Raw genomic sequence first — 23,692 nt, forward strand, 5'->3', positions numbered from 1 at the left:
GGGTTTCCTTTTAATCAGTTCAACACCCAAGCTCAGTTAGTGGCTTAACTAACGAAGGATTTGATAAATACGCCTCTTCCCACAGTAGACATCGTAATATCTAAATGATCCGACTGTTATAGCCAATTGAGATTAAAGACTGTCAACTATTACAGGTTACGCGTATTTAAATAATCCTTAACATCAAAAACAAGCGATACAAGCACCAACTGTATCCCTTACAGCCAAACACCATCTCATCTACATGGAAGAAACCAACATGGCACAGAAAGCAACCATCGCTCCCCTTCAATATGCTCCCCCCCTTGGTCCACATCCCGCACTTTACGGAACTGGCGAGCCTAATTATTTTGTTGACGTTGCTGTTTCCAACACAGGCCAAGTCCTCGGAACAGGTCGTGTCGAGCCGGGTGGGCAATGGAGAGTCGAGTTAACAATCAAAACAGGTGAATGGATTCAGGTTCAAGCTCGATGCTATGCAACTAAAAACGCGCCGGTCTCAAATACAGAGTGGAGCGATCCCGTAAGCATCTACGGTTAGGATATAAAAAAGATTGAATTTCGTTCTGGCTACTTAATATAAATAAAGCCCGCATCACTGCGGGCTTCTTTCAAACACTTAAATTTAATTAACCTTGGCGTTCAACTCACCCTTCAGATAACGCTGGTACATCGCTTCCAGCGAGATCGGTTTGATCTTCGAAGCATTACCGGCAGTACCGAACGCTTCATAACGTGCGATACATACATCGCGCATTGCGGTCACGGTGGCGCCGAAGAATTTACGTGGGTCGAATTCGCTCGGGTTGGTGGCCATCAGGCGACGCATGGCGCCAGTGGAGGCCAGGCGCAGGTCGGTGTCGATGTTGACCTTGCGCACGCCGTGCTTGATGCCTTCGACGATTTCTTCAACCGGTACGCCGTAGGTTTCTTTGATGTCGCCGCCGTACTGGTTGATGATCGCCAGCCACTCTTGCGGAACCGAAGACGAACCGTGCATCACCAGGTGGGTGTTCGGGATGCGCTTGTGGATTTCCTTGATGCGGTCGATCGCCAGCACGTCGCCGGTTGGTGGCTTGGTGAACTTGTAGGCACCGTGGCTGGTGCCGATGGCGATGGCCAGGGCGTCGACCTGGGTGCGCTTGACGAAGTCAGCGGCTTCTTCCGGGTCGGTCAGCATCTGGCTGTGATCCAGAACGCCTTCAGCGCCGATGCCGTCTTCTTCACCGGCCATACCGGTTTCCAGCGAACCCAGGCAACCCAGCTCGCCCTCTACCGAAACGCCGCAGGCGTGAGCCATGGCCACGGTTTGTTGGGTAACGCGGACGTTGTAGTCGTAGTCGGTCGGGGTCTTGCCGTCTTCGCCCAGCGAGCCGTCCATCATTACCGAGCTGAAGCCCAGTTGAATCGAGCGCTGGCAAACGTCAGGGCTGGTGCCATGGTCCTGGTGCATGCACACCGGGATGTGCGGAAATTCTTCGATCGCGGCCAGGATCAAGTGACGCAGGAACGGTGCGCCGGCGTATTTGCGGGCGCCGGCCGAAGCCTGGACGATCACCGGGGAGTCAGTCTTGTCAGCGGCTTCCATGATGGCGCGCATCTGCTCAAGGTTGTTGACGTTGAAGGCTGGAACGCCATAGCCGAACTCGGCTGCGTGGTCCAGCATCTGGCGCATGCTGATAAGTGCCATTGTGTGTGTCTCTCCCGGTTGAGGGTCGTTGATCGTGCCAGCCTGCCGGAGCGGCGGCGGCTATTCAAGTTAATGCAGATCGGGGGTTGAGGCCCGACCTGGTGATTCGGTAAAGCAAATTCCAAGAACTACACAGATCCCCTGTGGGAGCGAGCCTGCTCGCGAAAGCAATCTTGCAGTCGCTGATGCAGTGCCTGCCAGGCCGCTTTCGCGAGCAGGCTCGCTCCCACAGTAGAACTGTGGTGTGTCAATTACTGCGCCTTGCAACCACGGCCAATCAGGTCATTGGTGGCGACCCAGTACACCAGGCCTTCGTCACCCTTGACGTGAAACGCCAGCATGCCGTCGCTGTACAGCGTGCCCGAGGCGCCCGGCTCTTCTTTCAGGCGATAGACCTGATCACCGCCGCCGAGGCGAACGTCGACTTCCTTCTGGCCGGCATCGGCGTAACGCCACAACACCTTGGCCTGACTGTCGCAGGTCCAGGTCGTCCAGTTGTCTGCCGGGGCCGACGACTGAAACAGGTTCAACTGCGCGCAACCACCCAACAATGCCAACGCCGCAACGGCGATCAAGCCTTTCATCCGTGTTCCTCGACTGACGACGCACGCCGCCAGCCCTGAGTTAAAGAGTCAGACCCGTCAAGGACAACCATGTTCCTTGACCGGGGTTTGCGTCTCGTATTTGTCCAGGCCGTCCGGGCCCGAGCGCTTGTTCAGCACCGGGTTGGTTTCGGCCTGCCAGTCGGCCTGATAACAGCCCTTCTGCGGCTCGCTCGGTGCTGGCGTCGCGTCAGCCTTCGGGGTGCTCCCGCAGGCCGCCAGCGTACCGGTCAGCAACAACAGCGCTAACGACTTGACCATGTGAACACTCCTTTGCCTGGCCAAACGGGCGGCCTCAGGCCTTGGCCCGGCTTTCCAGGACTTCAACGGCAGGTAGCACCTTGCCCTCGACGAATTCGAGGAACGCGCCGCCACCGGTGGAAATGTAGGAGATCTGCTCAGCCACGCCATATTTATCGATGGCGGCCAGGGTGTCGCCACCACCAGCAATCGAGAATGCCGAGCTCTCGGCGATGGCCTGGGCCAGCACTTTGGTGCCGTTGCCGAACTGATCGAACTCGAACACGCCAACCGGGCCGTTCCACAGAATGGTTTTCGACGACTTCAGCAGCTCGGCGAAATTGGCTGCAGTTTGCGGACCGATGTCGAGAATCATGTCGTCAGCCGCCACGTCAGCGATCAGCTTGACGGTCGCTTCAGCGCTTTCGGCAAATTCCTTGGCGACCACAACGTCAACCGGCAACGGTACGCTGACTTTGGCAGCGATTTCACGGGCGGTGTCGAGCAGGTCCGGTTCATACAGCGACTTGCCGACCGGGTGACCAGCCGCCGCGAGGAAGGTGTTGGCGATGCCGCCGCCGACGATCAGTTGATCGCAGATCTGGCTCAGGCTGTTGAGCACGTCGAGTTTGGTCGACACCTTGGAGCCGGCAACGATGGCTGCCATTGGCTTGGCCGGCGCGCCGAGGGCTTTGCCCAGTGCATCCAGCTCAGCGGCCAGCAACGGGCCGGCGGCAGCGACTTTGGCGAACTTGGCTACACCATGGGTCGAACCCTCGGCGCGGTGAGCAGTACCGAAAGCATCCATCACGAACACATCGCACAGGGCTGCGTATTGCTGGGCCAGGTCGTCGGCGTTCTTCTTCTCGCCCTTGTTGAAGCGTACGTTTTCGAACAGCACGATGTCGCCAGCCTTGACCTCCACGCCACCGAGGTAGTCAGCCACCAGCGGCACTTCGCGGCCCAGCGCTTTGCTCAGGTAGTCGGCGACAGGTTTCAGGCTGTTTTCGGCGGAGAACTCGCCTTCGGTCGGACGGCCCAGGTGCGAGCAGACCATCACCGCCGCGCCTTTTTCCAGGGCCAGCTTGATGGTCGGCAGCGAAGCCAGGATGCGCGCGTCGCTGGTGACAACACCGTCCTTGACGGGGACGTTGAGGTCTTCGCGGATCAATACGCGCTTACCTTGCAGATCGAGGTCGGACATCTTCAACACGGTCATGGGTCGCACTTCCTACGGTTTTTTTGAAGTTGCTGTTTGCAGATAGTGATCTGCAACGTCCAGCATTCGGTTGGCAAAACCCCACTCGTTGTCGAACCAGGCCAGGATGTTCACCAGTTTGGGGCCGGAAACTCGGGTCTGGCTGGCATCGACGATGGCCGAATGTGGGTCATGGTTGAAATCACAGCTGGCGTGCGGCAACTCGGTATAGGCCAGAAGGCCTTTGAGCGGGCCGCTGGTGGCGGCTTCGCGCAGGATCCGGTTGACCTCATTGGCGTCAGTCGCCGTGGCGGTCTGCATCGTGATGTCGAGGCAGGACACGTTGACTGTCGGCACGCGCACGGCTTTGGCCTGAATTCGCCCGGCAAGTTCCGGCAGCAGGCGCTCGATACCGCGCGCCAGACCAGTGGACACCGGGATCACCGACTGGAACGCCGAACGCGTGCGGCGCAGGTCTTCGTGGTGATAGGCGTCGATCACTGGCTGATCGTTCATTGCCGAGTGAATCGTGGTGATCGACACGTAATCGAGGCCGATCGCCTTGTCCAGCAGACGCAACAGCGGCACGCCGCAGTTGGTAGTGCAGGAGGCGTTGGACACCAGCAACTCATCGCCGGTCAGGCAGTCCTGATTGACGCCGTAGACGATGGTGGCGTCGACATCCGCTTCGCTGGCCATCGGCTGCGAGAACAGCACACGCGGCGCGCCGGCGTCGAGAAAACGCTGGCCATCGGCACGGGTGTGGTAAGCGCCGGAGCACTCAAGCACCAGATCGACGCCCAGCGACGCCCAATCGATGCCTTCGGGGGTGGCACTGCGCAGGACCTTCACGCAGTCGCCATTGATATGCAGACAATCGCCTTCAACCCGCACTTCGCCGGGAAAGCGGCCGTGGGTGGAGTCGAAGCGTGTCAGGTATTCGATGCTGGCCATGTCGGCCAGATCGTTGATCGCGACAATTTCAAACCCGGCCTTCGCGCCGCGCTCGAACAACGCCCGCAAGACGCAACGACCAATGCGGCCGTAGCCGTTGAGTGCAACTTTGTAGGGACGCGGTTGAGGCATGGGGTTCTCGATAGATTCGCTAACAACACAACCCCATGTAGGAGCTGACGAGTGAAACGAGGCTGCGATCTTTTGATCTTGTTTTTAAGATCAAGATCAAAAGATCGCAGCCTTCGGCAGCTCCTACAGGGGAACGCGGCGGCCAGGGCCACCGCATTCGTACTGCTTAGTCTTCCAGCAGCTCTTCAGCCTGACCGAGGATGTTTTCCAGGGTAAAACCGAACTCTTCGAACAATGCCGAAGCCGGCGCCGACTCACCGTAGGTGGTCATGCCGATCACACGACCTTCCAGACCCACGTACTTGAACCAGAAATCGGCGTGGGCCGCTTCGATGGCAATACGCGCGCTGACCTGCAACGGCAGAACCGACTGCTTGTACTCCGCATCCTGAGCATCGAACGCGCTGGTGCAAGGCATCGAAACCACGCGAACCTTGCGGCCCTGCTCGGTCAGTTTGTCGAAGGCCTGTACGGCCAGACCGACTTCCGAACCGGTGGCGATCAGGATCAGCTCAGGCTCGCCTGCGCAGTCCTTGAGCACATAACCACCACGGCTGATGTTGGCAATCTGGCCAGCATCGCGTTCCTGGTGCTGCAGGTTCTGCCGGGAGAAGATCAGCGCCGACGGGCCGTCCTTGCGCTCCAGAGCGTTTTTCCAGGCCACTGCCGATTCCACGGCATCGGCTGGACGCCAGGTGTCGAGGTTCGGCGTGCTGCGCAGGCTGGTCAATTGCTCGATCGGCTGGTGCGTCGGGCCGTCTTCGCCCAGACCGATGGAGTCGTGGGTGTAGACGTGAATCACGCGCTTCTTCATCAAAGCCGACATACGTACGGCGTTGCGTGCGTATTCCATGAACATCAGGAAGGTCGCGCCGTAAGGCACCAGACCGCCGTGCAGGGCAACGCCGTTCATGATCGCGGTCATGCCGAACTCGCGCACGCCGTAGTACATGTAGTTGCCGCTGGCGTCTTCAGCGCTGACGCCTTTGCAGCCTTTCCACAGGGTCAGGTTGGAGCCGGCGAGGTCAGCCGAACCGCCGAGCATTTCCGGCAGCAGCGGGCCGAAAGCGTTGAGGGTGTTCTGGCTGGCTTTGCGGCTGGCGATGGTTTCGCCCTTGGCGGCGACTTCGGCGATGTAAGCCGAGGCTTTTTCCGAGAAGTCGGCCGGCAGTTCGCCGCTCAGACGACGGATCAGCTCGTTGGCTTCAGTCGGGAATGCAGCGGAGTAGGCGGCGAAACGCTGATCCCACTCGGCTTCGACCGCGCGGCCAGCTTCTTTGGCGTCCCACTCGGCATAGATCTCGGCCGGAATTTCGAACGGGCCGTAGTTCCAGTTCAGCGCCTGACGGGTCAGGGCGATTTCCGCGTCACCCAGTGGGGCGCCGTGGCAATCTTCCTTGCCCTGCTTGTTCGGCGAACCGAAACCGATGGTGGTCTTGCAGCAGATCAGCGTCGGTTGAGCGCTCTTGCGTGCGGTTTCGATGGCGGTCTTGATCTCTTCCGGATCGTGGCCGTCGACGTTGCGGATCACCTGCCAGTTGTAGGCTTCGAAACGCTTCGGCGTGTCATCGGTGAACCAGCCTTCCACTTCACCGTCGATGGAAATGCCGTTGTCATCGTAGAAGGCAATCAGCTTGCCCAGGCCCAGCGTGCCGGCCAGGGAGGCGACCTCGTGGGAAATGCCTTCCATCATGCAGCCATCACCGAGGAACACGTAGGTGTGGTGATCAACGATGTTGTGGCCGGGACGGTTGAACTGCGCGCCCATGACTTTTTCAGCCAGGGCGAAACCGACGGCGTTGGCCAGACCCTGACCCAGCGGGCCGGTGGTGGTTTCGACGCCCGGGGTGTAACCGAATTCCGGGTGGCCTGGAGTGCGGCTGTGCAGTTGACGGAACTGCTTGAGGTCGTCGATCGACAGGTCGTAGCCGGTCAGGTGCAGCAGCGAGTAGATCAACATCGAGCCGTGGCCGTTGGACAGCACGAAGCGGTCACGGTCGGCGAACGACGGGTTGCTCGGGTTGTGCTTGAGGTAGTCGCGCCACAGCACTTCGGCAATATCTGCCATACCCATAGGGGCACCGGGATGGCCGCTGTTGGCTTTTTGCACGGCATCCATGCTGAGGGCACGAATGGCGTTGGCACGCTCACGACGGCTAGGCATCGCTGATCTCCTGGGTGTGAATAGACTGAAACGGAAAAAAGGAGGGCATTTTCCCTCACCCATGCGCCTCGGGGCAATGACAGATAGTCATCGGCAGGCGTTTTTCCAATCGATAGCACAGGTTTCGCTTGGTGAAACCTTTCCGCTATTCGTTTGTAGAGACTGCCGTCCGCCGAGAAGTGCCATTTATCGAGCAATATCAAAACTTTTTGATATTGACCTTGCGGTGCCTTGTCCCCGTCTCTAGACTGCCAGCCCTATGAACTTACGCGTGCCTTCCATTCGCCATGACGATTGCGACGAGCTGGCGGCCCTGTGCAAGGCCGGCGGCGATCCGCTGCGGCTGAATGTATTGCGCGCGCTGGCCAACGATTCGTTTGGGGTGCTGGAGCTGGCGCAGATTTTTGGCATCGGCCAGTCGGGCATGAGCCATCACCTCAAGGTGCTGGCGCAAGCCGATCTGGTGGCGACACGCCGTGAGGGCAACGCGATTTTCTATCGTCGTGCCCTGCCCCACAGCGAATTGCTCGGCGGCAAGCTGCACGCGGCATTGCTGGAAGAAGTCGACAATCTGGATCTGCCTGATGAAGTGCAAGCACGCATCGAGCAGGTTCATGGTCAGCGTGCCGCCGCCAGCCGGGACTTTTTCGCCCGGGTCGCGGAGAAATTCCGTGCCCAGCAAGATTTGATCGCAGGCCTGCCGCAGTACCGTGACAGCGTGCTGGCCCTGCTCGACAAACTGAACTTCGATGGTGCAGCCACGGCCATTGAAGTCGGCCCCGGCGATGGTGCTTTTCTGCCGGAACTGGCCCGTCGTTTCGGCACCGTAACCGCGCTGGACAACAGCCCGGCGATGCTCGAACTGGCGCGTCAGGTGTGTGAACGTGAACAGTTGGCTAACGTCAGCCTGCAATTGGCCGATGCATTGAACGGCACAAGCCTCAAGGCCCATTGCGTGGTGCTGAACATGGTCCTGCACCATTTCGCCGCTCCGGCCGATGCGCTCAGGCACATGGCCGATTTGCTGCAACCGGGCGGTAGCCTGCTCGTGACAGAGTTATGTAGCCACAACCAGAGTTGGGCCAGGGAGGCCTGCGGTGATCTCTGGTTGGGGTTTGAACAGGACGATCTGGCCCGTTGGGCCACCGCTGCGGGACTCGTTCCCGGGGAAAGCCTCTATGTAGGCTTACGTAATGGTTTCCAGATCCAGGTTCGCCACTTTCAGCGACCGGCTGGCGACACTCACCATCGGTAAATTCAGGAAAACATCGAGATGAGCGAATACTCCCTCTTCACCTCCGAGTCCGTGTCTGAAGGACATCCGGACAAAATCGCCGACCAGATTTCCGATGCGGTGCTGGACGCCATTATTGCCCAGGACAAACACGCTCGCGTGGCTGTGGAAACCCTGGTCAAGACCGGCGTGGCCATCGTTGCCGGTGAAGTGACCACCAGCGCCTGGGTCGACCTGGAGCAGATCGTTCGTGACGTGATTTGCGACATCGGCTACACCAGCTCCGAAGTCGGCTTCGACGGCGCGACCTGCGGCGTGATGAACATCATCGGCAAGCAGTCCCCTGACATCAACCAGGGTGTCGACCGCGCCAAGCCTGAAGATCAGGGCGCCGGCGACCAGGGCCTGATGTTCGGTTACGCCAGCAACGAAACCGACGTTTTGATGCCAGCGCCGATCACCTTCTCGCACCAGCTGGTGCAGCGTCAGGCTGAAGCACGCAAGTCGGGCCTGCTGCCTTGGCTGCGTCCGGATGCCAAGTCGCAAGTGACCTGCCGTTACGAAGGCGGCAAGGTTGTCGGCATCGACGCTGTGGTTCTGTCGACCCAGCACAACCCGGAAGTGTCGTACAAAGACCTGCGCGAAGGCGTAATGGAGCTGATCGTCAAGCACGTACTGCCTGCCGAACTGCTGAGCAAGGACACCCAGTTCCACATCAACCCGACCGGCCAGTTCATCATTGGCGGCCCGGTAGGTGACTGCGGTCTGACCGGTCGCAAGATCATCGTCGACAGCTACGGCGGCATGGCCCGTCACGGCGGCGGCGCGTTCTCCGGCAAGGATCCATCGAAGGTTGACCGTTCGGCTGCCTACGCAGGCCGTTACGTGGCCAAGAACATCGTTGCGGCCGGCCTTGCCGAGCGTTGCGAGATTCAGGTGTCCTACGCGATCGGTGTGGCCCAGCCTACGTCGATCTCGTTGAACACCTTCGGCACCGGCAAGATCAGCGATGACAAGATCATCAAACTGGTGCGTGAAGTGTTCGACCTGCGTCCATACGCGATCACCACCATGCTCGACCTGCTGCACCCGATGTACCAGGAAACCGCAGCCTACGGCCACTTCGGTCGCGCGCCGCAGACCAAGACCGTTGGCGAAGACAGCTTCACCACGTTCACCTGGGAAAAAACCGACCGCGCCGACGCCCTGCGTTCCGCCGCTGGCCTGTAATACCCTGGCTGCAAGAAAGCCCCGCACGGTTCGCGCCGTGCGGGGCTTTTTCATGCCTGACAGATTTTTGAGATCCCTGCGGGAGCGAGCCTGCTCGCGAAGGCGCCCGCTCATGCAACGTCAATTCAGAATCCGGAAACACCTCGAAAAACACCCCCGGTAACGCATTTCGAATCCTAACCTACCCTTCAAATATTACCCCCGAGCAAGGACGCTCAACGATGCTCTTCACACTGCGCCTGTTGCTGGCCTTCCTGCTGGCACTCATCACCCTTGTCAGCCAAGCCAACTGTCCGAACTGGGATCGTTCCCAAGCCCAACGCGAAATCACCACCCTGCAAAACCGGATCGACCAATGGGACGACGCCTATCATCGCGAAGGCCGTTCATTGATCAGCGACGAACTCTATGACCAGTCCCAACTGCGGCTGAAAGAATGGCAAGCCTGTTTCAACCAACCCACATCCCCGCAGCCGTTGCGCACCGCGTCCGGCACGGTCACCCACCCCATCGCCCACACCGGCCTGGACAAGCTGCACAAAGTCGAAGACGTCGCCCACTGGTTGCGTGATCGCCAGAACGTCTGGGTGCAACCCAAGGTCGACGGCGTGGCTGTCACGCTGATCTACCGCCAGGGGGTATTGCAGCAGGCGATCAGTCGCGGTGATGGGGTCAACGGCCAGGACTGGACAGCCTCCGCGCGCAGGATTGCAGCCATTCCGCAACGTTTGAGGCAGCCACGGGATCTGCTGGTACAGGGCGAACTCTATTGGCGCCTGAGCGCGCATGTTCAATCACAGTCCGGCAGCGTCAATGCCCGCGCCACCGTCGCCGGGCTGATGGGACGTAAAACACTCGATGTTGAACAGGCCGCCGGGATCGGCCTGTTTGTCTGGGACTGGCCGCAAGGTCCTGTGCGGCTGCCGGAAAGATTGTCCGAACTTCAGACATTGGGGTTCGCCACAACCGAGCCCTATACCCAGCCCGTCACCCGATTCGAAGACGCGCAAAAATGGCGCGAGCACTGGTATCGCTCGCCACTGCCCTTTGCAAGCGACGGCGTGGTGCTGCGTCAGAGCCAACGGCCACCCGCCGAACGCTGGCAGGCTCGCGCGCCGTATTGGGCGATCGCCTGGAAATACCCTTTCGCCCAGGCATTGGCCGAAGTGCGCAAGGTCAATTTCAAGATCGGCCGCACCGGGCGGATCACGCCGGTGCTGGAACTGCTGCCGGTCAGACTCGATGACCGCGAAATCAAACGGGTCAGTGTCAGCTCACTCAAGCGCTGGCAAACCCTCGACATCCGTCCCGGCGATCAGGTGGCAATCAGTCTGGCCGGGCTGACCATTCCGCGCCTCGACAGTGTCGTGCTGCGCACCAGCGAACGGGCGGACATCAACATCCCCGATGCTGGCGACTACCACGCCCTGAGCTGCTGGCAACCGACGCCGGGGTGTGAAAGCCAGTTTCTCGCGCGTCTGACCTGGCTCAGTGGCAAGCAGGGCCTGGCCATGCAGCATGTCGGTCGCGGCACTTGGGAGAAACTTTTGGAAACAGGCCGTCTGAAACACCTGCTGGATTGGCTGACCCTCGATGCGTCAGAGCTTGCTAACATTGCCGGCCTCGGCGAGCGCAGCAGCGCACGGCTGATCGACAGTTTTCAGGGCGCGCAGCAACAGCCGTTCGCTCGATGGTTGAAAGCGCTGGGCATGCCGCCGACCGGACAGGCACAACTGGACGATTCGTGGCAGGCCCTGGCACAACGCGACACTGAACAATGGCAGGCAGAAGCCGGTATCGGCCCGGGACGCGCGGCGCAACTGAGCGCATTCTTTCGCGACCCGCAGGTACTGGCTTTGAGTGACACCCTGAAAGCCGCCGGAATCGACGGCTTCTGAACCTGCAATCCCCGCCCGGCGGGAACCCAACGGCCGGCCAGACGCTCCAACAGCGCAGTGCCCTCCCACCCCGATTGCCTTTGCACATGGAGCTTTTATGAAATTTCTCGCACCGCTCGCCCTGCTTACTCTTTGCGGCGTCATGGCCGCCCCGGTCATGGCCGAAGAAGACGGCCCGGGCCTGACCGGTTGCGCTGCCAAGAAGCAGGGCATCATCAATCAGATCGAACAGGCCAAGTCGCGCGGCAACATGGAGCAGCAGGCAGGCCTGGAAACCGCACTGCGTGAAGTGAACGAACATTGCACCGACGCCGGGCTGAAAAAAGAACGTGAAAACAAGGTGCTTGAGGCCAAGCATGAGGTGAGCCAGCGTCAGGCGGACCTCGACAAGGCCATGAAGAAGGGCGATCCGGAGAAGATCAACAAGCGCAAGGAAAAGCTCGCCGAGTCGCGCAAGGAACTGCAGGAAGCGCTGGACGAGATCGATAAGTAACCCAAGCCCTGTGGTGAGGGGATTTATCCCCGTCCGGCGGCGAAGCTGTCGCAAATTCGACTGGTCGGGTCCGACTGAAAAAACTCGGTTATATGGTTTTGGGGCTGCTTCGCAGCCCATCGGGGATAAATCCCCTCGCCACAAGGTACTCAGCAGCCTCAGGAATCAATGATCGCGAAACTCTTTATGGCAAGCACTGCAGGCATCCTCGACTTTCTGCACTGCCGGCCCGAGATTGCTGGCCTTGTACGGCTGAACCTGACTGGCGACCACCAGTTCACCGGTTGCCGCTTCGAGGGCGCGGGCCAGTTGCTGAAAACGCGCCTGTTTCTGCCAGACATCGTCCTTGGCGCTGGTGTGATCTTCCTCGCGCACCTGCGGAAAATGCTTCCACGGTTCATGGGCCAACGCATCAAGTCTGACCGCGCCCTCGGCAAATTTCGGTCCGTCGAAGGCAATCCGCCCGCGCAACATGCCGCCGAGGTCTTCGCTGGTCTTGAGCATCTGCTTGAAGATGGCCTTGCGCTGACCCAGCGGCGAATTCGGGTCGACGCCGCCACAGGCGGACAAGGTCAGACAGGCCAGCAATACAACAGCAATTGGTTTCAGAGTCATGATGGCTTCAGGTCGCGGAAATCGGCGGCCAGTATCCTCGGCTCACCGCCAAACACCAATAGCCCTATTAAAAATACGGTTTGGTCGAGCGCATGGAGCTCTCGGCCAACCGGCACAGGAATCACTCCATGAACAGCCGCTTCACGGCCTGGCGTCACCCGCTTATCGTCACCCTTCCACTGCTCGCCATCCTCGCCGGTTGCACAGGCGGCGACAGCGCCAAACCAAAAACCCATGCGCTGGCCACCTATTCCAGCGCGACCTGGGAAGCCTTGCCCGCTGTCTCCGACAGCGATCTGGTCGCCGGTTTCGGTTCCTGGCGCAGCGCGTGCACCCGACTCAAAGCCGACGCAGTCTGGGGGCCGACCTGCGCTGCGGCGGCGAATGTGCCGCAAAGCGCCGCCGAGATTCGTGCATTCCTCAAGCAGAATCTCGATGTCTACGGCCTGCGCGCCGAGAACGACAACCCCAACGGTCTGATCACCGGCTACTACGAACCGGTGTACCCCGGCAGCCTGACGCCCACCGCAACAGCAAACGTGCCGGTGTATGGCGTGCCGGAAGACATGATCATCGTCTCGCTCGACAGCATCTACCCGGAATTAAAAGGCAAGCGCCTGCGCGGCCGCCTCGAAGGACGCGTGCTCAAGCCTTACGACGACGCGGCGACCATTGAATCCAAAGGCGTGAAAGCGCCAGTGGTCGCGTATCTGACTGATCCGATGAACCTGCAATTTCTGCAGATCCAGGGCTCGGGCCGGATTCAGACCGAGGACGGCAAACAGCTGCGCATTGCCTACGCCGATCAGAACGGCCACCCGTACCGACCGATCGGTCGCTGGCTGGTCGAGCAAGGCGAGCTGAAGAAAGAAGACGTGACCATGACCGCGATCAGCAACTGGGCCAAGGCCAACCCCACGCGCATTCCGCAACTGCTGGCCAGCAACCCGAGCTACGTGTTCTTCACCCGCAACCCGGACAGCAACGAAGGCCCGCGCGGCTCGCTGAACGTGCCGTTGACCGCCGGCTACAGCGCGGCAGTGGATCGCAAGGTGATTCCGTTGGGCAGTCTGTTATGGCTGTCGACCACCAAACCGGATGGCACCCCACTGGTGCGCCCGGTCGCGGCGCAGGACACCGGCGGCGCGATTGCCGGCGAGGTGCGCGCGGATCTGTTCTGGGGCACCGGCGATGCGGCCGGGCAACTGGCCGGGGACATGAAACAGCAGGGGCAGATCTGGATGCTCTGGCCTAAAGGAAAAGAGTTGCCGCAAGTGCCGCAGGTGGCTGACAAACCCTAAAGGCAAAAGATCGCAGCCTTCGGCAGCTCCTACAGGAGTATGCATTCCTCTGTAGGAGCTGCCGCAGGCTGCGATCTTTTGAGCCTGCTTTCAGATCGACACAAAGAAAAACGAAGCAATCAGCCCCATCCCGATAAACCACACCACCGAACGCAGTGCAGCCCAGTCAGCCAGGTAGCAAATGATGTACAGCAGGCGGCTGGTGATAAACAGCACGGCCAGCACATTGACCGTCACCAGCTCCGCAGTGCCGACCAGATGCGCAACGATCACCGCAGCGGCAAACGCGGGCGTTACTTCAAAGCTGTTCAGTTGCGCGGCGTGGGCGCGACGGGCGACGCCATCGACGCTGTCGAGAAAGTCCCGCGGATCGTAATTGTCCTTGAGGCGGAAACCGCCGGTGGCCTTCGCCACGATCGTGCACACGTACGGCAGGAAAATCGCGATCAACACACACCACAGAGCCACTGTCATAACGTCGTCCTTTTTTCGATTGGAGAAATTGGCGAGCGGTCAGAACTTCATCACCAGCATGCCGATCAGCACCTGCCCACAGGCTAAGAGCAGCGCCCGGCCGAAAGGTTCTTTCAGCTGGATATAACACGGCAATTCCAGTGAGCCGTCGATTAGTCAGATTATTGATTCGCCATGTGTCAGCAGCTGTTTATACTGCAACCCACCACGCCGTACTCAGCTGCACACCAAAAAACTCCAATAAAAGCTGCCTGCTCCGCTTTCTTCGAAAACGGTCGCTGGCACGCGTATGCCTGATCAAAGCGTCAAGACTACCGACAGAGACCTTGCGCATGCCCCTCGCTTTACTTGCACTCGCCGTTGCCGCATTCGGCATCGGCACCACCGAATTCGTCATCATGGGCCTGCTGCCCGACGTTGCCCGCGATCTGGCGGTGAGCATTCCTCATGCCGGGCTGCTGATCACCGGTTACGCCCTGGGCGTGGTGTTCGGCGCACCGATCCTGGCGATCGGCACCGCCAATATGCCGCGCAAAGCGACACTGCTGGGCATGACGCTGATGTTCATCCTCGGCAACGTGCTCTGCGCGCTCGCGCCGAACTACGCGACGCTGATGGCGGCGCGCGTGGTCACGGCGCTATGTCATGGCGCGTTTTTCGGCATTGGCTCGGTGGTTGCCGCCGGCCTGGTTGCGCCGAACAAACGCGCGCAAGCCATTGCCATGATGTTCACCGGCCTGACCCTGGCCAACGTGCTCGGCGTGCCACTCGGCACAGCGCTGGGCCAATACGCTGGCTGGCGCTCGACCTTCTGGGCGGTGTCGGTGATCGGCATTATTGCGGCGCTGGCGCAGTGGTTGTGGCTGCCAAAACACATCGCAATGGACAAAGCCAACCTCGCCAGCGAATTCAAAGTGCTGGGCAAGGCCAACGTGCTGCTGGCGCTGGGCATGAGCGTGCTGGCCTCGACCAGCCTGTTCAGCGTGTTCACGTATATCGCACCGATCCTGCAAGACATCACTGGCGTCAGCCCCCACGGCGTGACGGTGATGCTGCTGTTGTTCGGCGTCGGCCTGACAGCGGGCAGCATGCTCGGCGGGCGTCTGGCCGATAGCCGCTTGCTGCCGTCACTGGTCGGCGTGGCACTGGCAGTTGTGGTGATTCTCGCAGCGTTCAGCCAGACCAGCCGTGCGGTGATTCCGGCGGCGATTACCCTGGTGCTATGGGGGATTTTCGCTTTTGCGCTGTGCCCGATTCTGCAGCTGCTGATCATCGATCAGGCGCATGAAGCGCCGAATCTGGGTTCGACGCTGAACCAGAGCGCGTTCAACCTTGGCAACGCAGCAGGTGCCTGGATCGGTGAACTGGTGGTTGCCAGCGGCGCGGATCTGACGGATCTGCCGTGGACCGGGGCGCTGGTCGGCGTGCTGACGGTGCTGACGGCGCTGTTGTTCATTTACCTGCAACGTCGGCAGGCGAGTGCGGTCAATGTGACTGGCTGATCGTGGTGTGTCAGATAGAGCCCTCACCCTAGCCCTCTCCCGAAGGGAGAGGGGACTGATCGGGGGATGCTCGATACCCACGCCGACTTGAACGTGCATTGCTGAATCCATAATCGACCCGATCGTCCAGGTCGATGCACCTCGCCAGACACCTCGGTCAGCCCCCTCTCCCTCTCCCTCGGGAGAGGGCTGGGGTGAGGGGGTTGTTGTTGAGCATGACGCGCCATTCGAATGTGCCCTCAGCCAACCCCGCCCCATCAAACCCCTGCGTCCAACCTCCGGTCGCGCTCCATTCACCCCTCATCCAAAGGACCCCGGATGCTTGAACTTGTCGCCGCTTTCATCTGCCTCACCACCCTCCTGACCTTCGTCAATTTCCGCTTTATCGGCCTGCCGCCGACCATCGGCGTGATGGTTACCGCCCTGCTGTTCTCATTGCTCCTGCAAGGCCTCAGCGTCCTCGGCTTTCCCGGCCTCGAAGATCGCGTGCAGCAACTGATCGGACAGATCGATTTCGGCGATCTGCTGATGAACTGGATGCTCTCGTTCCTGCTTTTCGCCGGCGCCCTGCACGTCAACTTGAATGACTTGCGCAGCTACCGCTGGCCGATCGGCCTGCTGGCGACCTTCGGCGTGTTGATCGCCACCGTGGTGATCGGCAGCCTGGCCTTCTACATTTTTGCCCTGTTCGGCTGGCACGTGAGTTTCCTCTACTGCCTGTTGTTCGGCGCGCTGATCTCACCGACCGACCCGATTGCGGTACTCGGCGTGTTGCGTACCGCCAATGCTTCGAAGCCACTGAAAACCACCATCGTCGGCGAATCACTGTTCAACGACGGCACGGCGGTGGTGGTCTTCACCGTGCTGCTGGGCATCGCGCAACTGGGCGAAACCCCGACCGTCAGCGCCACGGCCATGCTCTTCGTCCATGAGGCGATTGGCGGTGTGTTGTTCGGCGGGCTGATCGGTTATCTGGTCTATCGGATGATCAAAAGCGTCGAGCAGCATCAGATCACCGTGATGCTGACCCTGGCCCTGGTGATCGGTGGCTCGGCGATGTCCACCGAGTTGCACGTCTCGGCGCCGATTGCGATGGTGGTGGCCGGTCTGATCATCGGTAACCTCGGGCGCAATCTGGCAATGAACGACATGACCCGCCGTTATCTGGACGGTTTCTGGGAGTTGCTCGATGACATGCTCAACGCGCTGCTGTTTGCGCTGATCGGCATGGAGTTGTTGCTGCTGCCGTTCAACTGGCTGCACATGGCCGCCGCAGGTCTGCTGGCGGTGGCGATTCTGTTGTCGCGCCTGCTTACCGTGGCGCCGGCGATCCTGCTGCTGCGGCGCTGGCGCTCAGTGCCGGCCGGCACCATCCGCATCCTCACTTGGGGCGGTTTGCGCGGCGGTGTTTCGGTGGCACTGGCGCTGGCGCTGCCGCTGGGCCCGGAGCGCGATCTGCTGCTGAGCATCACCTACATCGTCGTGCTGTCGTCGATCCTGCTGCAGGGCCTGACCATCGGCAAACTGGTCAAGCACGCGACGCGCAACGAGCCCGCGAGCGTGGCTGAGCCAGCCCACCACTGATCATTTCTTGATCGACTGCGGATCGGGCTTAACAGCCTGATCCGCAGATTCCTTCGGCGCACCGCTTTCGCTGCGAATCTGCGCATGGCTGATCAGCGCGAAGATAAAGCTGCCGCCGATGATATTTCCTGCCAGCGTCGGCCCGGCGAACACCGCCCAGAAATCACTCCACGGCAACTCGCCGGCAAACACCAGATAGGACACTTCCGCCGATCCGACGACGATATGGGTGAAGTCGCCCAGCGCCATGAAGTAGGTAATGAGGATGATGATCCACATCTTCGCGCTCTCCATGGAGGGGATCATCCAGACCATGGTGGCGATCATCCAGCCGGAGACGATGCCCTTGGCGAACATCTGACTGGCGCTGTGTTCCATGACCTTGCGGCCGATCTCGAGGAAGGCGACGTCGGTCTTGCTGTCGAAAATCGGCAGTTCCAGCATCACGTAGGCGACCAGAATCGTCCCGCAGAGGTTGCCGACCAGTACCACTGTCCACAGACGGATCAGTCGCAGAAAATTCTTCAGCGTCGGCTTGGTCATCACCGGCAGCACGGCGGTCAAGGTGTTTTCGGTGAACAGCTGCTGGCGGGCAAGGATCACCGCGAGGAAACCGGCGCAGTAGCCGAAACTGGCGATCACCTTGAATTCGTCGCCGTCGGGCAGGCGCGAATTGAGCAGGCCCATGCCCATCAGGGACAGGCCCATGGTCAATCCTGCCGCCAGCGCCGACCACCACAGCGCGGCAATGCTGCGCTCCAGTTCCTGGTCGCCCTGGGTGCGGATGATTTCATGCAGAACGGCCGCGCGCGGCGGCTGGCTCTTCTCGACTTCGTGCTGCTCCTTGGCCGAGAGGTCGGGGGTCTTTTCGCTGGTGGGGGTGGTCATGGCGTGGCAACCGGTGGGGGGCGATGTAGCTACGACCGTTGCGCTTGGGAATACGTTCTGTAGGCGCGGCGCAAATCTCTGGATGCACGCCAATCCAGGGTAGGAGCTGCCGAAGGCTGCGATCTTTTGATTTTGATTTTCAGAAACAAGATCAAAAGATCGCAGCCTTCGGCAGCTCCTACAGGGCTCGCATTACTCGCTGACGGCTTCGTCATCCTTGAACTGGTCTTTCACATATTTGATCTCGGTACGCCCGTGCGGCGCCGGCAGGCCGTCTTCGCCGAGGTTGACGAACACCATTTTCTCGACGGTGAGGATGCTCTTGCGGGTGATTTTGTTGCGCACTTCGCAGGTCAGGGTGATCGAGGTGCGGCCGAATTCGGTGGCGGTGATGCCCAGTTCGATGATGTCGCCCTGGCGCGAGGCGCTGACGAAGTTGATTTCCGAGATGTACTTGGTCACCACGCGCTGGTTGCCCAGTTGCACGATGGCGTAGATCGCCGCTTCTTCGTCGATCCAGCGCAGCAGGCTGCCGCCGAACAGGGTGCCGTTGGGGTTGAGGTCTTCAGGTTTAACCCATTTGCGGGTGTGGAAATTCATGTTCACTCCTGAGCGCTTGCCGAAAGATGCGCCCATCTTGGCAGACTGCTCAGTCAGGCTCCAGGCAGCTGCGACTATGGTCGCCATTGGCGATCTTCATCTGGCCGACAGAAACCCTTTGGAAGATCAGCCCGGGCGGCTATAATCGCCCCCGTTTCAAAAAACGGTAACGTTCATTGGCTACCGTTTTCCCGCCACCTGTCCGAGGGGCGCTGCAGCAGGTTCGACCTGTCAGGCTCGGATGGGGCGTTGACCGGCTCACGCCGGACACTAAACGCACAACGGCGCCCATTCGCATACATTACGAATGGAGGCTCTTCATGAGCGCTGTCAACACGCCTGCCGATTTTACCGATTACAAAGTTGCCGACATGTCCCTGGCTGCCTGGGGCCGTCGCGAAACCATCATCGCCGAATCGGAAATGCCTGCCCTGATGGGTCTGCGCCGCAAATACGCTGCCGAACAGCCGCTCAAGGGCGCGAAAATCCTCGGCTGCATCCACATGACCATTCAGACTGCCGTGCTGATCGAAACCCTGGTTGCCCTGGGTGCCGAAGTGCGCTGGTCGTCCTGCAACATTTTCTCCACTCAGGATCAGGCCGCTGCCGCTATCGCTGCCGCCGGTATCCCGGTGTTCGCCTGGAAAGGCGAGACTGAAGAAGAGTACGAGTGGTGCCTGGAGCAGACCATCCTCAAGGATGGCCAGCCATGGGACGCCAACATGATCCTCGACGACGGCGGCGACCTGACCGAGCTGCTGCACAAGAAATACCCGCAAGTGCTCGATCGCGTTCACGGCGTGACCGAAGAAACCACCACTGGTGTACACCGTCTGCTGGACATGCTGGCCAAGGGCGAGCTGAAGATCCCGGCGATCAACGTCAACGACTCGGTGACCAAGTCCAAGAACGACAACAAGTACGGCTGCCGTCACAGCCTGAACGATGCGATCAAGCGCGGCACCGACCACCTGCTGTCCGGCAAGCAAGCGCTGGTCATCGGTTACGGTGACGTGGGCAAGGGCTCGGCCCAGTCGCTGCGTCAGGAAGGCATGATCGTTAAAGTCTCCGAAGTTGACCCGATCTGCGCCATGCAAGCCTGCATGGACGGCTTCGAACTGGTGTCGCCGTTCATCGACGGTATCAACGACGGTTCCGAAGCGAGCATCGACAAAGCGCTGCTGGGCAAGATCGACCTGATCGTGACCACCACCGGCAACGTCAATGTTTGCGACGCGAACATGCTCAAAGCGCTGAAGAAGCGCGCCGTGGTCTGCAACATCGGTCACTTCGACAACGAAATCGACACCGCTTTCATGCGCAAGAACTGGGCATGGGAAGAAGTGAAGCCACAGGTGCACAAGGTTCACCGCACCGGTGCCGGCAGCTTCGATCCACAGAACGACGACTACCTGATCCTGCTGGCCGAAGGCCGTCTGGTGAACCTGGGCAACGCCACCGGTCACCCGAGCCGCATCATGGACGGTTCGTTCGCCAACCAGGTACTGGCACAGATCTTCCTGTTCGGCCAGAAGTACGCCGACCTGTCGCCAGCGCAGAAAGCCGAGCGTCTGACCGTTGAAGTGCTGCCGAAGAAACTCGACGAAGAAGTGGCCCTGGAAATGGTTCGCGGCTTCGGCGGCGTGGTCACCCAACTGACCAAGCAACAGGCTGACTACATCGGCGTCACCGTCGAAGGCCCGTTCAAGCCGCACGCCTACCGCTACTAACAGGCGCTGAAAGCTCGCTCTCCCTGTGGGAGCGAGCTTGCTCGCGAAGGCGGCTTATCATTCAACATCCGTGTTGTCTGACCCAGCTCTTTCGCGAGCAGGCTCGCTCCCACACGGGATTGCAGCGTCTCGAAGGTACTTGTTTCCAAGGGTATGACCATGTCCCAAGACCGTCGCTACAGCTTCGAGTTTTTCCCGACCAAGACCGATGCCGGGCAAGAAAAGCTGCTCGCCACTGCCCGCCAGTTGGCCACCTACAATCCTGATTTCTTTTCCTGCACCTACGGCGCTGGCGGTTCGACCCGTGATCGCACGCTCAACACCGTGTTGCAGCTGGAAAGCGAAGTCAAAGTACCCGCCGCACCGCACCTGTCGTGCGTCGGTGACAGCAAGGACGACCTGCGCGGCCTGCTGAACGAATACAAGGCTGCCGGCATCAAGCGCATCGTTGCCCTGCGTGGCGACCTGCCGTCCGGCATGGGCATGACCAGCGGTGAGCTGCGTCACGCCAATGAACTGGTGGAATTCATTCGTGAAGAAACCGCCGATCATTTCCATATCGAAGTCGCGGCTTACCCGGAGATGCATCCGCAAGCACGCAACTACGAAGACGATCTCGCCAACTTCGTGCGCAAGGCAAAGGCCGGTGCCGACAGCGCGATCACCCAGTACTTCTTCAACGCCGACAGCTACTTCTACTTCGTCGACCGTTTGCAGGCGCTGGGCGTGGATCTGCCGATCGTGCCGGGGATCATGCCGATCACCAACTACAGCAAACTCGCGCGCTTCTCCGATGCCTGCGGTGCGGAAATCCCGCGCTGGATCCGCAAGCAGCTGGAAGCCTACGGCGATGACACGCGAAGCATTCAAAGCTTTGGCGAACAAGTCGTCAGCGAAATGTGCGAACGCCTGCTGCAGGGCGGCGCACCGGGGCTGCACTTCTACTCGATGAACCAGGCCGAACCTAGCCTGGCCATCTGGAACAACCTCAAGCTGCCGCGCTGAAGGTTTTCCATGCGATAAAAAAGGCCCTCACCGGGCCTTTTCACTGAAAAGCACAAATGGAATATTGTCGTCGATGATCTGCGCGCAAACAAAAACACGCCCTCAACTGGTCTATCTGGTTTTCGGTGCCGAGACTTACCATCAGGAAGCTGTTTTCAGCATCGCCAGTGCTCTGGCGTGGTTGCGCGAGACACCGGATGCCGCGATCGATATCCAGGTCTTCAGCGACAATCCGCAACCCTATGCACATCTCCCCGTACGCGTTCGCCCGCTGGACGCCGAAACGCGCCAGAAATGGAGCGAGCCCCACGGTTATCATTTCCGCATCAAACATGTCGCTTTGCGCTCGGTACTTGAAGAGCATGAAACGGCGCTGTTGATCGACACCGACACGTTCTTCCACTGCTCGCCGCTCAAACTGTTCGAGCGGGTACAGCCTGGCACCCTGCTGTGCAACGACTACTACGCCCGCTATGGCGACAACAAGATGAGCCTGCTCTATCGCACGCTGTCGGCCACACTGCTGGACAAAGGCCTGACTGACGATCACATGCGCCTGCTCAACTCCGGCGTCATCGGCTTGCACCGGCAGGACGCACACGTGCTCGACCGCTCCATCGCTTTGATCGATGAGCTGTTCCCGTCGGCACAGGGCGCCTACACCCTCGAAGAGTTCTGCCTGTCAGTGGCCGCCTACCGCACGCTGGACGTCAACAAGTGCCCGGATCTGATTCACCATTACTGGAGCCGCAAGCACCTGTTCAGGGCCAAGGTTCAGGCCTGGGTCGCCAAACATGGCGACAACCCGACCGGCGAGACTGCACTGGACGACACCCGACGTGTATCACCGCAACTGCCTCGACCACCGCGACTGCAGCGGATGTTCTACAAGCTCGTCACGTTGCTGCTGCCGGCACATCTGCGTCAGTTCATTCGCGAAATCCTTTACGGCTGCTATGAACATCCCAACGAGTTCGATCAGGCGTGTGCAGCGGTCTGGTGGGACAAGGCGCTGGAAAACCAGCAGCAACGCATCGGCAAGCCGGTTTGCAGGCACTTGCTCAGGGACTGGTTCAGTCGCGGCCTGGTCAAGCGGATCCTTGGTTCGCGTCACGCGAAGGTCCACCAACACCTGCTGAAAACCGCAAGCAAATAAGGCCATCGCGGCCATTGCGCCCGGGGTCTGCGCGAAACATGCATGCCAGAGCTTCTCATCAGGCGTTTCGCGTACTAACCTCAGGCCATGCCCCTTATTGCCCAACTGCTGAGCGTTATTCTTCTGACTTGCCTGAGCGTCGCCGCTCGGGGGGAGAAGTTGCGTATTGTCACCGAGCCGTGGGCGCCTTACGTCTACGAACAGGGTGGTAAAAACCTCGGTCTTGACTACGAAACCACCGCCATCGTGTTCCAGCGCCTGGGCATTGAAGTGGAATGGCAGTTCCTGCCGTGGAAGCGCTGCCTGTCGATGCTCGAGACCGGACAGGCCGACGGTGCGCTGGACATCTTTCACAGCGCCGAACGCGACGCCACTCTGCTCTACCCCAGCGAACCGCTGTCCGACGTCGAATTCGTGATGTTCTACGCCAACGAGCGGCCGCATCCATTCAACACCCTCGAACAACTCAAAGGCCTGACCATCGGCACCTCGCCGGGTTATCTGTACAGCCCTGACTTCAGCCAGTCGGACCTGTTTACCCGTGAGCCGGCGCCAACTCATGAAGCCAATTTCGGCAAACTGGTGCGCGGGCGGATCGACCTGCTGATTACCGATCGCCGCGTCGGTCAGCATTTGCTCGATGAGCTGAATATTCGCGATCTGATCACGGAAAACCCGACGGTTATCAGCCGTCAGAGCCAGTTTCTTGCGGTTCGGCGCAATGCCGGTATGGACTTGCTGGTGCAGCGTTTCGGCGCCGAGCTCAAGCGTTTCAAGCGCGAACCGGCCTACGCCGAGCTCAGCGCGCGCTATGGTGCCGCACCTGTTGAGGGCGCACCAATGCGCTCGGCCACGGCCGGCGGCAAAACCGTTGAGCAGCAGGAAAGCAGCGCGCAGTGATTGCTCTGTTATACTCCGGCGTTCCCGCCAGGCTCACGCCCGGACGCCCGGAACCGTAACAGGCCTCTCGACCCGCTACAGCGCAGCTTCCAGCCCGCGCGA

The 23,692-nt window shown here is 60.2% G+C and carries 21 protein-coding genes and 1 riboswitch; of the genes, 11 read left to right on the forward strand and 10 right to left on the reverse strand.

Annotated elements, in window-relative coordinates; genetic code table 11:
- Positions 1-625: 625 nt before the first annotated feature.
- From fba to tkt, 6 genes are all read right to left on the reverse strand, one after another.
- The gene (gene fba, locus PSH90_RS24670; RefSeq protein ID WP_008081027.1) at positions 626-1,690 is read right to left on the reverse strand and encodes a class II fructose-bisphosphate aldolase; all 1,065 of its coding nucleotides are present in this window, start codon (positions 1,688-1,690) and stop codon (positions 626-628) included.
- Between the two features lie 251 nt (positions 1,691-1,941).
- Positions 1,942-2,274, reverse strand: coding sequence for an MliC family protein (locus PSH90_RS24675; protein ID WP_064365344.1), 333 nt, complete (start codon positions 2,272-2,274; stop codon positions 1,942-1,944).
- 57 nt (positions 2,275-2,331) lie between these two features.
- Complete coding sequence (locus tag PSH90_RS24680; protein ID WP_016772786.1) at positions 2,332-2,553, reverse strand: hypothetical protein; 222 nt, start codon at positions 2,551-2,553, stop codon at positions 2,332-2,334.
- Positions 2,554-2,587: 34 nt separating this feature from the next.
- Positions 2,588-3,751, reverse strand: a complete 1,164-nt coding sequence (locus tag PSH90_RS24685; RefSeq protein WP_016772785.1) for a phosphoglycerate kinase — start codon at positions 3,749-3,751, stop codon at positions 2,588-2,590.
- 12 nt (positions 3,752-3,763) lie between these two features.
- The gene (gene epd, locus PSH90_RS24690; protein ID WP_305381668.1) at positions 3,764-4,816 is read right to left on the reverse strand and encodes an erythrose-4-phosphate dehydrogenase; all 1,053 of its coding nucleotides are present in this window, start codon (positions 4,814-4,816) and stop codon (positions 3,764-3,766) included.
- Between the two features lie 166 nt (positions 4,817-4,982).
- Entirely contained in the window at positions 4,983-6,980 is a 1,998-nt protein-coding gene (gene tkt / locus PSH90_RS24695; RefSeq protein ID WP_150743450.1) for a transketolase, read from the reverse strand.
- A gap of 259 nt (positions 6,981-7,239) precedes the next feature.
- On the opposite strand from tkt, the gene PSH90_RS24700 reads away from it, so the two are divergent.
- The 4 genes from PSH90_RS24700 (at position 7,240) to PSH90_RS24715 (ending at position 11,835) form a co-directional block, all read left to right on the forward strand.
- Positions 7,240-8,235, forward strand: coding sequence for a metalloregulator ArsR/SmtB family transcription factor (locus tag PSH90_RS24700; protein ID WP_056786470.1), 996 nt, complete (start codon positions 7,240-7,242; stop codon positions 8,233-8,235).
- A gap of 18 nt (positions 8,236-8,253) precedes the next feature.
- Positions 8,254-9,444, forward strand: coding sequence for a methionine adenosyltransferase (metK, locus tag PSH90_RS24705; RefSeq protein WP_024014624.1), 1,191 nt, complete (start codon positions 8,254-8,256; stop codon positions 9,442-9,444).
- A 221-nt stretch (positions 9,445-9,665) separates the two neighbouring features.
- Positions 9,666-11,342 carry an NAD-dependent DNA ligase LigB gene (ligB, locus tag PSH90_RS24710; RefSeq protein WP_305381669.1) on the forward strand — a complete coding sequence of 559 codons (1,677 nt, stop codon included), beginning with the start codon at positions 9,666-9,668 and terminating at the stop codon, positions 11,340-11,342.
- A gap of 97 nt (positions 11,343-11,439) precedes the next feature.
- On the forward strand, positions 11,440-11,835 hold the full coding sequence (locus PSH90_RS24715; RefSeq protein WP_016772779.1) for a DUF1090 domain-containing protein: 396 nt from the start codon (positions 11,440-11,442) through the stop codon (positions 11,833-11,835).
- Between the two features lie 165 nt (positions 11,836-12,000).
- Here PSH90_RS24715 and PSH90_RS24720 read toward each other — a convergent pair whose 3' ends face one another.
- Positions 12,001-12,450 carry a cytochrome c gene (locus tag PSH90_RS24720; RefSeq protein WP_095181353.1) on the reverse strand — a complete coding sequence of 150 codons (450 nt, stop codon included), beginning with the start codon at positions 12,448-12,450 and terminating at the stop codon, positions 12,001-12,003.
- Positions 12,451-12,578: 128 nt separating this feature from the next.
- On the opposite strand from PSH90_RS24720, the gene PSH90_RS24725 reads away from it, so the two are divergent.
- Positions 12,579-13,751, forward strand: coding sequence for a murein transglycosylase A (locus PSH90_RS24725; RefSeq protein ID WP_305381670.1), 1,173 nt, complete (start codon positions 12,579-12,581; stop codon positions 13,749-13,751).
- 90 nt (positions 13,752-13,841) lie between these two features.
- Here the strand turns inward: PSH90_RS24725 and PSH90_RS24730 are convergent, their stop codons facing one another.
- Positions 13,842-14,225 (reverse strand): MAPEG family protein, encoded by a 384-nt coding sequence (locus PSH90_RS24730; RefSeq protein ID WP_024014628.1) that lies wholly within the window; start codon positions 14,223-14,225, stop codon positions 13,842-13,844.
- A gap of 332 nt (positions 14,226-14,557) precedes the next feature.
- Here PSH90_RS24730 and PSH90_RS24735 point away from each other — a divergent pair, with 332 nt between their 5' ends.
- Both PSH90_RS24735 and PSH90_RS24740 read left to right on the forward strand, forming a co-directional pair.
- On the forward strand, positions 14,558-15,727 hold the full coding sequence (locus PSH90_RS24735; protein ID WP_305381672.1) for an MFS transporter: 1,170 nt from the start codon (positions 14,558-14,560) through the stop codon (positions 15,725-15,727).
- A gap of 318 nt (positions 15,728-16,045) precedes the next feature.
- A complete protein-coding gene (locus PSH90_RS24740; RefSeq protein WP_024014630.1) occupies positions 16,046-17,311 on the forward strand; it encodes a sodium:proton antiporter in 1,266 nt (421 codons plus the stop codon).
- On the opposite strand, the gene PSH90_RS24745 is transcribed toward PSH90_RS24740, so the two are convergent.
- Positions 17,312-18,199, reverse strand: coding sequence for a formate/nitrite transporter family protein (locus PSH90_RS24745; protein WP_041476959.1), 888 nt, complete (start codon positions 18,197-18,199; stop codon positions 17,312-17,314). It abuts the gene before it with no gap.
- Positions 18,200-18,391: 192 nt separating this feature from the next.
- Positions 18,392-18,799, reverse strand: coding sequence for an acyl-CoA thioesterase (locus tag PSH90_RS24750; protein WP_071173389.1), 408 nt, complete (start codon positions 18,797-18,799; stop codon positions 18,392-18,394).
- A 198-nt stretch (positions 18,800-18,997) separates the two neighbouring features.
- Positions 18,998-19,096: riboswitch (S-adenosyl-L-homocysteine riboswitch) on the forward strand.
- Positions 19,097-19,119: 23 nt separating this feature from the next.
- On the opposite strand from PSH90_RS24750, the gene ahcY reads away from it, so the two are divergent.
- From ahcY to PSH90_RS24770, 4 genes are all read left to right on the forward strand, one after another.
- Positions 19,120-20,529, forward strand: a complete 1,410-nt coding sequence (ahcY, locus tag PSH90_RS24755) for an adenosylhomocysteinase (protein ID WP_016772771.1) — start codon at positions 19,120-19,122, stop codon at positions 20,527-20,529.
- Between the two features lie 159 nt (positions 20,530-20,688).
- Positions 20,689-21,534 (forward strand): methylenetetrahydrofolate reductase [NAD(P)H], encoded by an 846-nt coding sequence (gene metF, locus PSH90_RS24760; RefSeq protein WP_056786871.1) that lies wholly within the window; start codon positions 20,689-20,691, stop codon positions 21,532-21,534.
- Between the two features lie 73 nt (positions 21,535-21,607).
- Positions 21,608-22,690, forward strand: a complete 1,083-nt coding sequence (locus PSH90_RS24765; RefSeq protein ID WP_150636894.1) for a hypothetical protein — start codon at positions 21,608-21,610, stop codon at positions 22,688-22,690.
- 87 nt (positions 22,691-22,777) lie between these two features.
- Positions 22,778-23,590, forward strand: a complete 813-nt coding sequence (locus tag PSH90_RS24770; RefSeq protein ID WP_095181348.1) for an ABC transporter substrate-binding protein — start codon at positions 22,778-22,780, stop codon at positions 23,588-23,590.
- Positions 23,591-23,692 lie beyond the last annotated feature (102 nt).

It is taken from the genome of Pseudomonas sp. FP1762 (genome assembly GCF_030687105.1).
In the GTDB taxonomy this organism is placed as follows: domain Bacteria; phylum Pseudomonadota; class Gammaproteobacteria; order Pseudomonadales; family Pseudomonadaceae; genus Aquipseudomonas; species Aquipseudomonas siliginis.

Bases quoted from the DNA above. Each gene is read 5' to 3' on its own strand.
- PSH90_RS24715 (WP_016772779.1), top strand. From the start codon at position 11,440: ATGAAATTTCTCGCACCGCTCGCCCTGCTTACTCTTTGCGGCGTCATG.
- metK (WP_024014624.1), top strand. From the start codon at position 8,254: ATGAGCGAATACTCCCTCTTCACCTCCGAGTCCGTGTCTGAAGGACAT.
- PSH90_RS24750 (WP_071173389.1), bottom strand. From the start codon at position 18,799: ATGAATTTCCACACCCGCAAATGGGTTAAACCTGAAGACCTCAACCCC.
- fba (WP_008081027.1), bottom strand. From the start codon at position 1,690: ATGGCACTTATCAGCATGCGCCAGATGCTGGACCACGCAGCCGAGTTC.
- PSH90_RS24685 (WP_016772785.1), bottom strand. From the start codon at position 3,751: ATGACCGTGTTGAAGATGTCCGACCTCGATCTGCAAGGTAAGCGCGTA.
- PSH90_RS24730 (WP_024014628.1), bottom strand. From the start codon at position 14,225: ATGACAGTGGCTCTGTGGTGTGTGTTGATCGCGATTTTCCTGCCGTAC.
- PSH90_RS24740 (WP_024014630.1), top strand. From the start codon at position 16,046: ATGCTTGAACTTGTCGCCGCTTTCATCTGCCTCACCACCCTCCTGACC.
- ahcY (WP_016772771.1), top strand. From the start codon at position 19,120: ATGAGCGCTGTCAACACGCCTGCCGATTTTACCGATTACAAAGTTGCC.
- PSH90_RS24725 (WP_305381670.1), top strand. From the start codon at position 12,579: ATGAACAGCCGCTTCACGGCCTGGCGTCACCCGCTTATCGTCACCCTT.
- PSH90_RS24765 (WP_150636894.1), top strand. From the start codon at position 21,608: ATGATCTGCGCGCAAACAAAAACACGCCCTCAACTGGTCTATCTGGTT.
- PSH90_RS24720 (WP_095181353.1), bottom strand. From the start codon at position 12,450: ATGACTCTGAAACCAATTGCTGTTGTATTGCTGGCCTGTCTGACCTTG.
- PSH90_RS24680 (WP_016772786.1), bottom strand. From the start codon at position 2,553: ATGGTCAAGTCGTTAGCGCTGTTGTTGCTGACCGGTACGCTGGCGGCC.
- PSH90_RS24735 (WP_305381672.1), top strand. From the start codon at position 14,558: ATGCCCCTCGCTTTACTTGCACTCGCCGTTGCCGCATTCGGCATCGGC.
- PSH90_RS24675 (WP_064365344.1), bottom strand. From the start codon at position 2,274: ATGAAAGGCTTGATCGCCGTTGCGGCGTTGGCATTGTTGGGTGGTTGC.
- PSH90_RS24745 (WP_041476959.1), bottom strand. From the start codon at position 18,199: ATGACCACCCCCACCAGCGAAAAGACCCCCGACCTCTCGGCCAAGGAG.
- PSH90_RS24700 (WP_056786470.1), top strand. From the start codon at position 7,240: ATGAACTTACGCGTGCCTTCCATTCGCCATGACGATTGCGACGAGCTG.
- metF (WP_056786871.1), top strand. From the start codon at position 20,689: ATGTCCCAAGACCGTCGCTACAGCTTCGAGTTTTTCCCGACCAAGACC.
- epd (WP_305381668.1), bottom strand. From the start codon at position 4,816: ATGCCTCAACCGCGTCCCTACAAAGTTGCACTCAACGGCTACGGCCGC.
- PSH90_RS24770 (WP_095181348.1), top strand. From the start codon at position 22,778: ATGCCCCTTATTGCCCAACTGCTGAGCGTTATTCTTCTGACTTGCCTG.
- ligB (WP_305381669.1), top strand. From the start codon at position 9,666: ATGCTCTTCACACTGCGCCTGTTGCTGGCCTTCCTGCTGGCACTCATC.
- tkt (WP_150743450.1), bottom strand. From the start codon at position 6,980: ATGCCTAGCCGTCGTGAGCGTGCCAACGCCATTCGTGCCCTCAGCATG.